Raw genomic sequence first — 12,918 nt, forward strand, 5'->3', positions numbered from 1 at the left:
CTGGTTCAGCGGCACCACGGAAGAAGCCCTCGACTTCGTCTGCGACGTCCTCATCAGCCCTATCATCAACGGGCCCCAGCGAAGCCCCGAGCCGTCAACCCCCGAAGGACTTATGAACTGAAGCACTAAGCCACCGTCAGTGCGGGAGGTGACCGGCTGGATCTGCCGCCACCCTGATCATCTTGTCCGGCAGGCTTCGCTACCGGCCTGGCCAAAGACCTGGAGGCCGTCACCGCCGGCCTGACGCTGCCGCATAGCTCCGGCCCGGTCGAAGGTAACGTCAATCGCCTCAAGATGATCAAGCAGCAGATGTACGGACGAGCGAGGTTCGACCTGCTCCGCGAACGAGTGTTACTCGCTTCGTGATGCTCAACAGCTGAGTCAGGTCGGCTGCCGGCCGACGAACTCGAAGACTTCGCGACGCAGAAACGCCAGGCTACACAGGGCCGCTGACTGCCTGTCAGAAAGATCGAAGGGTTCACACTTCGTGCGCCAGTACCCACACCAGGGGGTCGGGGCCGAACGGCGATCTTGTCGCGTTGCTGATCAGCGTCAGCTGAAGTAGATGTAGGCGCCCGGGCACGAGTACGGGCAGTGAAGTTCGGCCCGGTAGTACCCGGCGGAACCGACTGCACCCCAGAGGTCATGTTCTTCACCACGCCACCTGAGTTGACGGATCACCTCCGGTTGGCTCGACGCGGTCATGGTCCGGAGCACGATGAACGAGGACGCTGCCGGCCACGGCGCGAAGTCGGGGATGCCCCCCGTGACGAGATGGAAGGTGTCACCGGCGTTCAGCCAGATCCACGGGGTGACACAGCTCTGTTGCATCCCGACCTGGCACGATTGTCGGGCCGCCACCCCCGCTCCGCTCTCGCTCCCGGCCTTCACCGTGCTGGCCGGCGCCGCGACTGCCGATTGTGCTCCCAGCAGCGTGACGGCCAGCGTCGCCGCGGCTATCCCGATGATCTTCAGCCTGTTCACGGTTCCTCCATTTCCCGGGCAGGTGCCCACGCGACTTCGTGGAGTTCGTCATCAAGCGTCGGACGTCGATCTCCCGCCTTGGTGAGATTTAGACGAATTCGGACGCCAGTTTCAGGAACGGCGCTGGCGAGCCCGTTATGGATGGGCATGTTGTGAACGCGGCCCGATTCCTCGTTGGCACGTCGAGGCTGTCCGGGTTACCTCGGGCCAGTTGGCGCAATTGCACGCCGTCGGCCTCCGGTATGGCATGACCCTGCGGCATGATCATCGCCGTGCTTCCGTTCCGCTTCGATCACCGTGGATTCGCTGCTGGCTTCGGCCCTGGCCGAGGAGCGGTTGTGGGATCGCACGCACGCGATCGTCGACCTGGTGCCTCATCTCGATTCCGGACACCTGGACCGGGTCTTCGCGCTCGCCACGGAGCCGTCCGACGAGCATTGCCGCCAGATCCTGATCGGTGAGTTGCTGCCCCACCTGGATGCGCGACGCCTCGCCGCGGTCACCGACCTGGCCGTCACCCGAACCCGCCGAAGTTCGCGGCGCCGCTCTGGCGCTCGTGCAGGCGGCCCGCCCCGACGACTGGGCGCTGGCCCGCGTGCTGGAGGACGATTGATCGCGCATCTGAGTCCGGACGAGGGCCGGCAACTGCTGCCGGTGGTGACGGCCCTGGACCGCAACGCTCGCGCGGAGGTGTTGCCGGCGCTGACCGCCGTCCTGCCGGAGGTCGCCCCGGTCGCCTTGGACGCCCTGCGGCACGGCCGGAGAACGGGCCGTGGCCCGGCCGGACATCCGGAACCCGTGCGAGGCGGCCGCGTCAAATGTCCATGCGCAACCATACGGCTCTGACGATCGTCGCCCTGGCGTTGCTCGCCGGGGCCCTGGCCGCCTGCAGCCCGGCCGGGCGGGCCACACGCCCGCCCGGCCCGCCGGGCGGATCCGCGTGTGCGCTGCCGGCCGACGCGAACGCGCCGAACAGCGAGTGGGCCGCCTGTGCCCGCGTCGCCGCGGCCCTGTCCCAGCCGCCGGCGCGGGGCGAGACGGTGACGCTGAGCGTGGAGGTGACCGTCGCAGTCGATGCCGCCGCCCGGATCGAGATCGACCTGCCCGGCGGCTTCGCCTGGGCGGGCGCGCCGGCCGGCCTGACCCTGACCGACCATCCGGTGCCGAACCCCGCGGACGGCGGCTGCCTGCATCGGGCGGCCGGTACGATCACGCTCGGCGCCGGCCAGAGCGTGCGGCTCACCGGCACGGTCACCGCGGTCGCCACCGGCTTCGCGACGCTGCGGGCGCGTGCGGTGCTGCCCGGTGGCGGCGACGGGGCGAGCAGCGTGTTCGTCACGGTGGGGGAGACGCCGGAGGACTCCACCCTCGGCTACCGGCCCGGGACCGGTCACGCACGTGCCGTACCCCCGTCGGCCGGTCCGTCCGCCGGGTGCTGATGTCGCCCGCGGACGCCTTACCTACCAGCAGGCCGCGCTGACCGCGGCCGGCTGCACCAAGTGCTTCTTCGACAAGGCCACCGGCTTCGCCCCCTGATACGGAAGCGCCCCCACGGGCGGATCACTCCGGTCAGGCCGGGTCGTAGGCGCCAGCGGCGAACTCCTCGACCAGCGACCGGCGGGACGGCTTCCAGCCCAGCTCGCGGCGCGCCTTCTCGCCGGTGGCCTGCTGATCGAGCAGCAGGGCCTCGCCGAACCCGCCGAGCCGCTCGACCAGCGCGGCGGCATCCTCGGCCACCACGCGGCCGTCGAGACCCAGCCGGCGGGACGCGGCCTCGCCCAGTTCGCGGGCCGTCGGGTTGTCGCCGCTCACCCCGAGATACACCGAGCCGCTCTCCGCCCGCTCGAGCGCCGCCACGTACAGCTCCGCCAGGTCGTCGACGTGCACGCTGGTCCAGTGCTGGGTGCCGGGGCCGACCAGGCGCAGCGCGGCCGGATCGCCGACCCGCTCCCCCGCGAACACCAGGGTGGGGATGCCGGCGCCGTTCCCGTAGACGGTGCCCGGCTCGATGAGGATCGACCGGATCCCGGGCGCGGCCAGCACGCGGGAGTCCAGCTCCTCGCGCCACGCGACCAGAGCCGGCGCGTTCCGCGGGGTCTCCTCGGTGATGTCCGGCGCCGAGCCGTGCACCCAGACACCGCCGGTGCGCAGGAACGTGGCGCTCGGCCTCAAGCCGTCGAGGACGGCCTCGGCGAACGCCGTCTCGACCGAGCTGCTGGTCGCGTCACCCGGCGACGCCGTGGCGATCACGGCTTCGGCGGCGGCGGCCAGCCGGCGTACGAGATCGAGGTTCTGCATGTCGCCGACGGCGACTTCGGCGCCGGCAGCGCGTACGGCGGCCGCTTTCTCCTCCGAGCGCACCAGCGCCGTGACGGAGTGGCCCGCGGAGAGCAGGGCGGGCAGGACCGCCGAGCCGATGTGGCCGGTGGCGCCGGTCAGGAAGACGTTCATGGTGACAAGCTCCTTGCTCAAGAAAAGGATGTCTCGCCAAGACTGCCGTGGCCGGGCGTTCGCCACCAACGAATAGTTCCGATGTGTCTTATCGCCCCGGACGATTACCATTCTCGCGTGGAGCAGCGTCAACTGCAGTACTTCGTGGCCGTCGCCGAGGAGCTCAACTTCACTCGCGCCGCCCAGCGCACCCATGCCGTGCAGTCGACGGTCTCGGCGAGCATCCGGGCGCTCGAGCGGCACCTCGGCGCACCCCTGTTCGAGCGCAGCACCAGCAAGGTCGCACTCACCGAGGCCGGTAAGGCGCTGCTGCCCGAGGCGCGTCGGGCGCTCGACGCCCTCGACCAAGCCCGCGCCGCGGTCGCCGGCCTGCGCGAGGGGCTGACCGGCAGCCTGCGCGTCGGCACGCTCTCCGGCCTCACCGCCGTCGACCTGCCGGGGCTGGTGAGCGACTTCCGCGGCCGCCACCCCGGCGTGCGGCTGAGCCTGAGCATGGCCGCCGGGGGCACCGACGGGCTCCTGGCAGCCCTGCGCGCCCGCGAGCTCGACGTCGCGTTCGTCGCCGTTCAGGCCGCGAGCGTGCCCGACCTGCACCTGGACCCGATCGCCGAGTTCCAGCCACGCCTGCTCGTCCCGGCCGGCCACCCGCTGGCGGAGCGGAGCACGGTGAGCCCGGCCGCGTTGGCCGACGAACCGTTCATCGACCTTCCGCCCGGCTTCTGCAACCGCATCCGCACCGACAACGACTTCCGCCGGGCCGGCATCACCCGCACGATCGCCGTCGAGGTCAGCGACATCACGACCATCCCCGGCTACGTCGAGTCCGGCATCGGCCTGGCCCTGGTGCCGCCGCTGGCCGCCGAGGACGGCCATCGGGTCACCCCGGTCGGCCTCGACCCACCCGCCGCCTCGTGGACTCTGGCCGCGGCCAGCCTCGGTGGCCCCGTGCCGAGGCCCGCCGTGCGGGCGTTCCTCGACCTTGTCGACGCGCACGTCGTGCGCCGGGATCGCTACTAGAGCCCGGCCGGTCGATCACGCAGATGCCGGGCGCCGTCGGACGGCGTGTGACCATCTCCGCGAGCCTTCGTGATCCGCGGGACTGGACCTTGGCCACGGGCCGCGGCGCGCTCACCGACCAATCCGACGTGCTCCCCCTGCGGGAACTCCCCGTCGAGGCGGCCCGGCTACTCGAGGCACTGCAGGCGCCGCCTCGCTTGGCGGCACACCTGCGTCTGGTCCACGACGTCGCCGCCGCACTCACCGGGCACCTCGAACGCCGTTACCCTGACCTGCCCTTTGACCGATCGGCGGTACTGTTCGGCGCGGCCACTCACGACATCGGCAAGATTGTCCACCCGCAGGAAATCACGGGCCCCGGCTCGGCACACGTACCCGACCGGCTCGCCCGCTTCGCCGGCGCCCACGGCACCTGGACGGCCCCGGACCGGACCATCGACGACTTGCTCGCACTCTGGCCGACAACGTGTGGAAGGGCCGACGAGAAACAGACCTGGAACACCTTCTCGTCGACTACATCGCCACCGCCACAGGGCGGCCAAGCTGGCAGGCATTCCTTGAGCTTGACGAGATCCTCGGCGATCTCGCCGCCGACGCAGACCAACGCTTGGCCTTTCAGAGCACGTACCCGGTCTGACGTTGACGGCAATTTCTGTGCATGAACAGTGGCTCGTTCAGGAGCGCGGCGGGTAGGCCACGATCGGCTGATATCGCAGCGCCTCGGCGATGACCTGCTCATCGGACAATTCAGGCTGCTTGAGGAACAACAAATCGCTGGCGTACGGACACACCAAGGGCCAACGGCTGCAGGTCGCTGCCGGCCCGCGGGTATCGCCACGCGGTCACATCTGGGCGATGCCACCGACCACCGACTCCGTCCGGTTCTCCAGAGGAGATCGTTTCCGGGTTCAGTCAGCGCGGTCCGCGCGTGGCAGGATGGCCGTGTCGTCGGACGATCGCCATGACGCAAGTGCAGCACCTCGTGCGGCGGCCTCGGCGACGACGTCGAGCACCGTCGTGATGACCCACCGCACGCCCTCCTCTCCCGGCCCTCCGAGCGCGCTCATGGAACGGGTGACCGCCGGAATTTCGGCGATCATGGCATCGATGTCGGTGTCGCGCAGCACCTCCGCGCAGGCGGCGACCGCATCGGGGAGCAGAGCGTAGGGACGGTCTTCCCCGACGCGGTCGAAGTGGATGATGCCGGGCGCGCCGGTCCGGTACGGGCTTTCCAGCACGAGGGAGAAGGCGTCCCGAAGCTCCCGGGTCGGGGCGAGCCGTGGCAGCGCCACAGCGACCCAGGACAGTTCGACTCGGTCATCATCGGGAACCAGCTGGAACGCGTAGAGCCGGCCGAGCGCGTCGGGTGATCGCCGGCACAGGTCCAGCTCTTCCGGCGAGAGGATCGCGATCTGCCTCAGAAAGCCGAACCTCTCCCCCGGCCTCCGCTCGGTCCGCAACGGCATGTCCTCGCTCCCTCCATGCTGTCCGGTGAGAAGGATAAACGTGTCACCCTGCCGCGTGAGGATCGGCATTCGGATCCGCCGACATCCCGCTCGCTCTATGCCCGCGAGGGACGGAAGCCCGCGGGCACCCACCTCGGCCGCCGCCTATGAGCCACCGCTGTCAGGAACCGGGAAGCAGCATCTCCGTCCTGCCGGTGGCGGCGTCGGTGATGGTCAGGCGGCGCAGGGCGCCGGTGGCCGGGTCGAACGTGAGCTCGGCCGGGACCGGCTGCGCGCCCGTGAAGCCGGTCTCGCCCGGCGGGAGGTAGGGCACGCGCAGCGTCGCACCGGCTGTGCTGAGCGGCTGGGCGGCGGCCGCGGCGTGGCGTACCGCGGTGGCGCGTTCGGTCGATCCCGCCGCCGGGTCGCTCAGCAGTTCCACCGCCAGGGTCCAGGTGAGCGCGGCGCAGTCGGCGGTGGACGCCGCGCACAGCTTGCCGACCATGGTGCCGTACGCCGCCGGGTCCTGGGCCGTCTCGCGCGGGGAGCCCGTGGTGCGCCGCAACGCCGACAGCACCGCGACCGGGTCGGCGGCGCGGGCCAGGCGGGGGTCGGCGGCGACCAGGTCGCGCCAGGTGCGGGCCAGATCGTCGGAGGGCCCGTCGTGGGTCGCCTTCGCCGGCTCGTTCGTGGCACACCCCAGGCCGGCCGGGGGCCGCGCGGGGCGCACCCGCAGTGTCCCCGCCGCCGAGCGTGGGGCGCCGGTGCTCGCCGGTGTGGCCTCCACCTCGGTCGCGCTGATCCGGCACGCGCCCTCGTCGCGCGAGATGACGACGGTGAGGGCGCGGCGGCGCACCTCGGAAGTGGCCGGCTCCGCGGCTCGGGTGAGGGCCGTGACCAGTTGGTCCACCGTCCAGGCCGCGGAGGTCGTCGTGGCGGCGGGTGGGCCGGCGGGGCGCTCGGGACGCGCCTGCAGGGCGATCAGCGCCGACCCGGTGGTGAGCAGGACGACCGCCGCCGCGACGGACAGATAGGACGCGCGGCGGCGGTGCGGCGTGACCCGCGGCAGCGGCGCCGCCAGTTCGGCGCCGGCCGGGATGCGGGCGTGGAGCTCATCGAGGATGCGCTGCTCGGCGCCGGTCAGGTCGGTGGCGTAGTGCCGGTTCCGGGTGCCCATGGTGCTCCTCCTCAAACTGCCCGGGGCGCAAGGCGTGCCCGGGCCCGTGCCAGTCGCATCCGTGCCGTGCCCGGGCGGATGCCCAGGACCTCGGCGGCCTCGCCGACGGTGAGCTGGTCGTGCACGACGAGCGCGAGCAGTTCCCGCTCGCTGCCCGGCAGGCCCGGCAGGGCGGCCAGGATCGGCTGCGCCCGGCCGCGGGCGTCGAGCCGGTCGTCCGTACGGTCGAAGTCGTCCTTCTGCGCTGTCTCCCGGCGGCCGTGAAGCCGGGCGACGGCACGCGACTCCGCCTCCCCGCGCCGCCAGCGCATGGCCATCACGTTGCCCGCTATGCCGTAGAGCCAGGCGATCGGCTTGCCGCGGCCGGCGTCGAAGGCGGCGCTGGACTCCATCGCGGCCAGGAACGTGGAGGCGACGACGTCGGCGGCGTCGTGCGGGTCGCCGAGCCGGCGGGTGACATGCCGGGTGAGCGGCCGCACGTGCCGGCGGTAGAACTCCTCCAGCGCGGCGGGGTCGCTGGCCAGCAGCGGCACGAGCCGGCGGTCGTCCACATCGGCGAGGTCCTTCACTCCCACATCCTGGCTCTTTGCACGACCGCGAAAAAGCGTCACATGTGACGCCTTCCCCACCCCGCGCAAAGACATTCACGACCGCCGGAGAGTACGGCGTAATGATCCATATGGAATGCACCGATCTCGCCGCGGAAGAGGGGACGACATGCGCCGGCTGATAGTGCTGTTCGCAATGATCGCTATTTACTCGGGATGTGCGAAGGAGGCGGAAGCGCCGCCGGTGGCCTCGGCGGGAAAGCCGTCCGGGGCCGCGGCTTCTCCAGCGGCCTCCGCGACGACCGATGCCCGCGATGCCGCGCTGCGCTATGTGCGGTGCGTCCGCGCCGAGGGCCTCGAGGTGAACGACCCCTCCCCCGACGGCCGCTTCGACTTTCCGCGTGGCGACAAGACCGATCCCGCCTACCTCAACGCGATCACGAAGTGCCAGCCGCTGCTGCCGCCGGGTGGCGGGCAGGCGCCGCCCGCGCCGCTCACCGAGGAGCAGCTCGCCGCGATGCGGGAATATGCGAAGTGCATGCGCGACAACGGCCTGCCCGACTTCAAGGACCCCACCGCGCAGGGCTTCACCGACGACAGCGGCCCGCAGTCCGGCACGGCCGAGTTCGACAAGGCGTACCGGGCCTGCGTGCGGATCGTGCAGCCGGGCGCGGACCCGGAGGAGCCCGGTGTCGGATGAGTCCCGCCGGCGAGCCCGGCGCCTCCCGCGAGTCGCCGGGACCGGCGTGGCGGTCGCGTCCGTCGTGGCCCTGGCGGCCGCGGCCGGCGCCGCTGCGCTCGGGTTCGGGCGTGAGACGCCGGCGGAGAGCGACTCAGGGCCGGAGCCGCCGGCGGCCACCGCCGAGGTCACCCGCCGTGACCTGGTCAACGAGGCCACCGTGGACGCCAAGGTCACCTTCGGCGGCGCCACCGCGCTGGTGAGCGCCTCGGCGGGCATGGTGACCTGGCTGGCGCCGGTCGGCACGGTGATCGGCCGCGGCGATCCGGTGCTGCGCGCCGACGAGCGGCCGGTGCCGCTGTTCTACGGCTCGGTGCCGCTGTTCCGGCCGCTGGCCGACAAGGCGGAGGGCCGGGACGTACGGCAGATCGAGCGCAACCTGCGGGCCCTGGGATATGTCGGCTTCACCGCCGACGACCTCTGGACGCCGGAGACCACCAAGGCGGTCAAGCGCTGGCAGCGCCACCACGAGCTGCCGGAGACCGGCACGATAGAGGCGGGCCAGATCGTCTTCGCGCCGGAGGCCGTGCGGGTCGCCGGGCACACCGTCCGCCCGGGCGCGAGCGCCGCAGGCGAGCTGATGACCGTGACCGGCACGAAACCGGTGGTGGTCGCCGAGCTGGAACCCGGCACGGACGGCTGGGCCCGGCCCGGCGTCGAGGTGACCGTTCAGGTGCCTGAGGGCCCGGCCCTGACCGGCAAAATCTCCTCGGTCCGCAGTGCCGCCTCCGGGTCCTCCGACGATGCCGATCAGACGAAACAGGTCACCGTCTCCGTGGAGGATCCCGGCAAGCTGGGCCGCACGGCCGACGCGCCGGTGCGGGTGCGCCACGTGGTGAGCCAGCGCGAGGACGTGCTGACCGTGCCGGTGGCGGCGCTGCTGGCACTGGCCGAGGGAGGGTACGGCGTCGAGGTGGTCGAGCCCGCCGGCACCCGGGTCGTCGCGGTGGAACTCGGGCTGATCAGCGACGGCCAGGTCGAGGTCAAGGGCGAGGTCGAGGACGGGATGACCGTGGGGATGCCGGCATGAGCGGGCAGGCCGTCCGGCTCGACGGGGTGTCGAAGACCTACCCGGGCGGGGTGCACGCGGTGCGCGACGTCAGCCTGAGCATCGGGCACGGCGAGTTAGCCGGCATCGTCGGCCCGTCCGGCTCCGGCAAGTCCACGATGCTGCATCTGCTCGGCACCCTGGACCGGCCGTCCGCCGGCACCGTGGAGATCGACGGGTACGACGTCGCCGCGCTCTCCGACCGGGCCCTGTCGGCGCTGCGCGCCCGCCGGATCGGGTTCGTCTTCCAGCAGTTCCACCTCAACCACGGCCGGTCCGCCGTGGACAACGTCGCCGACGGGCTGCTCTACTGCGGGGTTCCGCTGCGCCGGCGGCGCGCCCGGGCCGAGGAAGCCCTGGCCCGGGTGGGTCTCGCGGAGCGGGCGGGGCATCGGCCGCACCAGTTGTCGGGCGGTGAGCAGCAGCGCGTGGCCATCGCCCGGGCCGTGCTCGGCGAGCCCGCCCTGCTGCTGGCCGACGAGCCCACCGGCAATCTCGACTCGGTCGCCGGCGCCGGGGTGCTGCGGCTGCTGCACGAGCTGCACGCGGCCGGGACCACAGTGGTGCTGATCACCCATGACACCGACATCGCGGCGTCGCTGCCCCGGCAGATCCGGATGCGCGACGGGCAGCTCTCGGGGGACCGTCAGGACCAGGGAGGCCAGCGGTGAACCCGCCGTCACGGCTGCGCGCCGCCGACGTCGTACGGGTCGCCGGTGCGGGCCTGCGCGGCCGGCCGCTGCGGACCGTCCTGTCCGTCGCCGGGATCGCCATCGGCATCGCCGCGATGCTGGCCGTGGTCGGCATCTCCACGTCCAGTCACGCGGAGCTGGACCGCACACTCGACGAGCTGGGCACCAACCTGCTCACCGTCCGGCCCGGCACCCGGCTCAACGGCGGCGATGCCAAGCTGCCGACGGACGCCACCGCCATGGTGGCCCGGATCGCGCCGGTCACCACTGCGGCGGCGACCGGCGCCGTGCGGGCCTCGGTGTACCGCAACGACCACATGCCATCGGGGGAAACCGGCGGGATCGCGGTGCTCGCCGCCGGCCCCGGCCTGCTGGAGACCGTCGGCGGCCAGGTACGCGCCGGGCGCTGGTTCGACGCGGCGACCGCCGAGCATCCGGCGGTGGTGCTGGGCGCGGACGCGGCGCGGCGGCTGGGAGTCCGTACCCCGGGCACAAGGGTATGGCTCGGCGGGAGCTGGTTCGGGGTGGTAGGCATCCTGCGGCCGGTTCCGCTGGCCGCCGAGGTCGACGCCGCGGCGCTGGTCGGCTGGAGCTCGGCCGGCCGCTACCTGGGCTTCGACGGCCGGCCGACGATCATTTACACCCGCTCCGCCGAGACCCGGGTGGAAGAGGTGCGGGCCGTGCTCGCACGCACCGCCAATCCCACGGCGCCGAACGAGGTCAGCGTGTCCCGGCCGTCGGACGCGCTCGCCGCCCAGCGCGCCGCCGGGTTCACGCTCAGCGCGCAACTGCTCGGCCTCGGCGTGGTGGCGCTGTTGATCGGCGGGATCGGCGTGGCGAACACCATGGTGATCGCGGTGCTCGAGCGGCGTTCCGAGATCGGTCTGCGCCGCGCCCTGGGCGCCACCCGCGGGCACGTCGCCGGCCAGTTCCTGGCCGAGTCGCTGCTGCTCTCGGCGCTCGGCGGCCTCGTCGGGGTGGCCTTCGGCCTGGCCGCCACCGCCGCCTATGCCGCGGCGCAGGGCTGGCCGGTCGTCGTCCCGGTCTGGGCGACGGCGGGCGGCGCCGCGGTCACGGCGCTCATCGGGGCGGTCGCCGGGCTGTACCCGGCCGTGCGGGCGGCCCGGCTGGCCCCGACCGCCGCGCTGGCCGCGCAGTGAACGAGGCGGGGGGCGGGGGCCCCCCGGGGGCGCGGCCCCCCGCCCCCGGGCGCGGGCGAGCCCGAAGTTGGAGCCGAACCCGGAGAGGAGGCTGTCGTGCACCCAGCCCTGCACGCCGGTGGAGGTGTTGCGGACGTAGGTCCACGTGCTGGTCCCGCTGACGGTGTCGCCGATGTCCCAGCAGAAGTAGGCCGCCCCCTGACCTTGCTGGCCCTGACCGTCGGACGTGCAGCTCAGTCCCGGCGGGTTGTGCGGGCCGCGGCGGATGTTGACGAAGGTGCCGGTGAAGCTGCCGACGGTGGCGTCCCGGTCGGGGTGGGCGTGGCTGCAGCTGCTCGCCAACGCCGGAGCCGCCAGCACGGGTGCCACGACCGCCGCCGAGACGGCCATCCCGGCCAGTCCGATGCTCGCCATGATTCTACGTTTCGCGTTCATTTTTCCTCCTTTGGCCCGTTTCGAGCTCGCCCCTGCCCGTGGCGGGCCCGCACGAATGTCGATGCCGAGACTGCCGAGAGGCGCTGAAGACACGGTGAAGATTTGCTGAGGCTTCCGCCTCTCAAGGTGTCGCATCGCATTCATGGTCTTGCATGGATCTCGCCTTTTCGGTAAGCATCGTGAGCGGACCCGAACGGGAACGGGGGAATGCTGCGATGCAAGGCAGGCGACTGGAGATTCGGGTACTGGGATCATTTGAATTGCTGGTGAATGAACGGCCGCTGCCACTGGGGCAACCGAAGCAGCGCGCCGTGCTCGCGGTCCTTGCGCTGCATTCCGACCGGCCGGTCTACATCGGCGAGATCATCGACGCGGTCTGGGGAGAGGTTCCACCCAACGGCGCCCGCAACCAGATCCACGTGTACGTCCGCGGCATCCGCCGCAACCTGGCCGCCGCGGGGCTGCCACCCGGCATGGTGGAGACCCTGCCCGACGGATACCGGCTCGTCACGCCGCCGCACACGGTGGACCTCGGCGTCTTCCGGCAGCGGATGGCCGAGGGCCGCCGGCTGGTCCGCGACGGCCAGCTCTCGCCCGGCGCGGAGGCGATCCAGGCCGCCCTGGCCGTCTGGCACGACTCCCCCCTCGGCGGGCTGCCCGGCGCCTACTTCGAACGCGCCGCGACCGCCCTGGAACAGCAGCGGCTCGCCGCGCTCGAACAGCACATGCGGCTGCAGCAGGTGCTGGGCCGGCACGCCGAGTTGGCGGTCACTCTGCGCGCCGCGCTGGAGGACCACCCGTTCCACGAGGAGCTGCGCTACGGCCTGATGTTCTCGCTGCACCACTGCGGCCGTACGGTCGAGGCGCTGGCCGTCTACCGCGAGGGCCGCGCCCGGACGGTCGACGAGTTCGGCATCGAACCGGGCCACCGGCTGCAGACCCTCGAACGCCGCCTGATCCGCAACGAGCCCGTCCCACCGGCCGTCGATGTTCGGCGAGAGATCTCGCGGTAACCGGGGAGCGCCCGGCCGGCGGCCGGGCCGACGTGGACGCGGCGACGGCGAGACCCCGACGGAATGCACCGGTCGGGTACGGGCACGGAGGCGCAGCGCACCCACGATCGGGTGGTTGTCGACGAGGTCGCCACGGTGCCCCGGCTCGGGATTTCCGCTGCGGCAAGGGTCGGCGGCACCGCTCCCGCCGATATCGGCCGTCGGAAATG

The 12,918-nt window shown here is 72.2% G+C and carries 14 protein-coding genes and 1 pseudogene; 10 read left to right on the plus strand and 5 right to left on the minus strand.

Annotated features, from left to right (window positions below):
- Window positions 1-195 precede the first annotated feature (195 nt).
- A pseudogene (locus QLQ12_RS43890) lies at window positions 196-366 on the plus strand (ISL3 family transposase); the annotation flags it as partial.
- 186 nt (window positions 367-552) lie between these two features.
- On the opposite strand, the gene QLQ12_RS43895 reads toward QLQ12_RS43890, so the two are convergent.
- Window positions 553-984 carry a hypothetical protein gene (locus QLQ12_RS43895; RefSeq protein WP_282767014.1) on the minus strand — a complete coding sequence of 144 codons (432 nt, stop codon included), beginning with the start codon at window positions 982-984 and terminating at the stop codon, window positions 553-555.
- 297 nt (window positions 985-1,281) lie between these two features.
- Here QLQ12_RS43895 and QLQ12_RS43900 point away from each other — a divergent pair, with 297 nt between their 5' ends.
- Entirely contained in the window at window positions 1,282-1,830 is a 549-nt protein-coding gene (locus tag QLQ12_RS43900; RefSeq protein WP_282767015.1) for a hypothetical protein, read from the plus strand.
- A complete protein-coding gene (locus QLQ12_RS43905; protein WP_282767016.1) occupies window positions 1,809-2,423 on the plus strand; it encodes a hypothetical protein in 615 nt (204 codons plus the stop codon). Before QLQ12_RS43900 ends, QLQ12_RS43905 begins: the two co-directional genes overlap by 22 nt.
- 130 nt (window positions 2,424-2,553) lie before the next feature.
- Here the strand turns inward: QLQ12_RS43905 and QLQ12_RS43910 are convergent, their stop codons facing one another.
- Window positions 2,554-3,456 (minus strand): NAD-dependent epimerase/dehydratase family protein, encoded by a 903-nt coding sequence (locus QLQ12_RS43910; protein ID WP_282767017.1) that lies wholly within the window; start codon window positions 3,454-3,456, stop codon window positions 2,554-2,556.
- A 96-nt stretch (window positions 3,457-3,552) separates the two neighbouring features.
- On the opposite strand from QLQ12_RS43910, the gene QLQ12_RS43915 reads away from it, so the two are divergent.
- Together QLQ12_RS43915 and QLQ12_RS43920 are read left to right on the plus strand one after the other, a co-directional pair.
- A complete protein-coding gene (locus tag QLQ12_RS43915; protein WP_282767018.1) occupies window positions 3,553-4,452 on the plus strand; it encodes a LysR family transcriptional regulator in 900 nt (299 codons plus the stop codon).
- Between the two features lie 47 nt (window positions 4,453-4,499).
- On the plus strand, window positions 4,500-5,114 hold the full coding sequence (locus tag QLQ12_RS43920; protein ID WP_282767019.1) for a hypothetical protein: 615 nt from the start codon (window positions 4,500-4,502) through the stop codon (window positions 5,112-5,114).
- Window positions 5,115-5,360: 246 nt separating this feature from the next.
- Here the strand turns inward: QLQ12_RS43920 and QLQ12_RS43925 are convergent, their stop codons facing one another.
- The 3 genes from QLQ12_RS43925 to QLQ12_RS43935 all read right to left on the minus strand — a co-directional run bounded on the left by QLQ12_RS43925 (window position 5,361) and on the right by QLQ12_RS43935 (window position 7,643).
- Window positions 5,361-5,918 (minus strand): hypothetical protein, encoded by a 558-nt coding sequence (locus QLQ12_RS43925; RefSeq protein WP_282767020.1) that lies wholly within the window; start codon window positions 5,916-5,918, stop codon window positions 5,361-5,363.
- A 160-nt stretch (window positions 5,919-6,078) separates the two neighbouring features.
- Window positions 6,079-7,074 carry a hypothetical protein gene (locus tag QLQ12_RS43930; protein ID WP_282767021.1) on the minus strand — a complete coding sequence of 332 codons (996 nt, stop codon included), beginning with the start codon at window positions 7,072-7,074 and terminating at the stop codon, window positions 6,079-6,081.
- An 11-nt stretch (window positions 7,075-7,085) separates the two neighbouring features.
- Window positions 7,086-7,643: an RNA polymerase sigma factor gene (locus QLQ12_RS43935; RefSeq protein ID WP_282767022.1), complete on the minus strand. Its 558-nt coding sequence runs from the start codon at window positions 7,641-7,643 to the stop codon at window positions 7,086-7,088.
- A 148-nt stretch (window positions 7,644-7,791) separates the two neighbouring features.
- Between QLQ12_RS43935 and QLQ12_RS43940 the strand changes: the two genes are divergently transcribed.
- From QLQ12_RS43940 to QLQ12_RS43960, 5 genes are all read left to right on the plus strand, one after another.
- Window positions 7,792-8,322 carry a hypothetical protein gene (locus QLQ12_RS43940; protein ID WP_282767023.1) on the plus strand — a complete coding sequence of 177 codons (531 nt, stop codon included), beginning with the start codon at window positions 7,792-7,794 and terminating at the stop codon, window positions 8,320-8,322.
- Window positions 8,312-9,391 (plus strand): peptidoglycan-binding protein, encoded by a 1,080-nt coding sequence (locus QLQ12_RS43945; RefSeq protein ID WP_282767024.1) that lies wholly within the window; start codon window positions 8,312-8,314, stop codon window positions 9,389-9,391. Before QLQ12_RS43940 ends, QLQ12_RS43945 begins: the two co-directional genes overlap by 11 nt.
- On the plus strand, window positions 9,388-10,080 hold the full coding sequence (locus QLQ12_RS43950) for an ABC transporter ATP-binding protein (protein WP_282767025.1): 693 nt from the start codon (window positions 9,388-9,390) through the stop codon (window positions 10,078-10,080). Before QLQ12_RS43945 ends, QLQ12_RS43950 begins: the two co-directional genes overlap by 4 nt.
- A complete protein-coding gene (locus tag QLQ12_RS43955) occupies window positions 10,077-11,261 on the plus strand; it encodes an ABC transporter permease (RefSeq protein ID WP_282767026.1) in 1,185 nt (394 codons plus the stop codon). The genes QLQ12_RS43950 and QLQ12_RS43955 overlap by 4 nt, the downstream gene beginning before the upstream one ends.
- 650 nt (window positions 11,262-11,911) lie before the next feature.
- Complete coding sequence (locus QLQ12_RS43960; RefSeq protein ID WP_282767027.1) at window positions 11,912-12,709, plus strand: AfsR/SARP family transcriptional regulator; 798 nt, start codon at window positions 11,912-11,914, stop codon at window positions 12,707-12,709.
- Window positions 12,710-12,918 lie beyond the last annotated feature (209 nt).

Origin of the sequence: Actinoplanes sandaracinus, from assembly GCF_030009775.1 — a bacterium.
GTDB lineage: Bacteria > Actinomycetota > Actinomycetes > Mycobacteriales > Micromonosporaceae > Actinoplanes > Actinoplanes sandaracinus.

Coding starts and splice junctions, on each gene's coding strand:
- QLQ12_RS43905 (WP_282767016.1), top strand. CDS start 1,809: ATGCGCAACCATACGGCTCTGACGATCGTCGCCCTGGCGTTGCTCGCC.
- QLQ12_RS43925 (WP_282767020.1), bottom strand. CDS start 5,918: ATGCCGTTGCGGACCGAGCGGAGGCCGGGGGAGAGGTTCGGCTTTCTG.
- QLQ12_RS43930 (WP_282767021.1), bottom strand. CDS start 7,074: ATGGGCACCCGGAACCGGCACTACGCCACCGACCTGACCGGCGCCGAG.
- QLQ12_RS43940 (WP_282767023.1), top strand. CDS start 7,792: ATGCGCCGGCTGATAGTGCTGTTCGCAATGATCGCTATTTACTCGGGA.
- QLQ12_RS43950 (WP_282767025.1), top strand. CDS start 9,388: ATGAGCGGGCAGGCCGTCCGGCTCGACGGGGTGTCGAAGACCTACCCG.
- QLQ12_RS43960 (WP_282767027.1), top strand. CDS start 11,912: ATGCAAGGCAGGCGACTGGAGATTCGGGTACTGGGATCATTTGAATTG.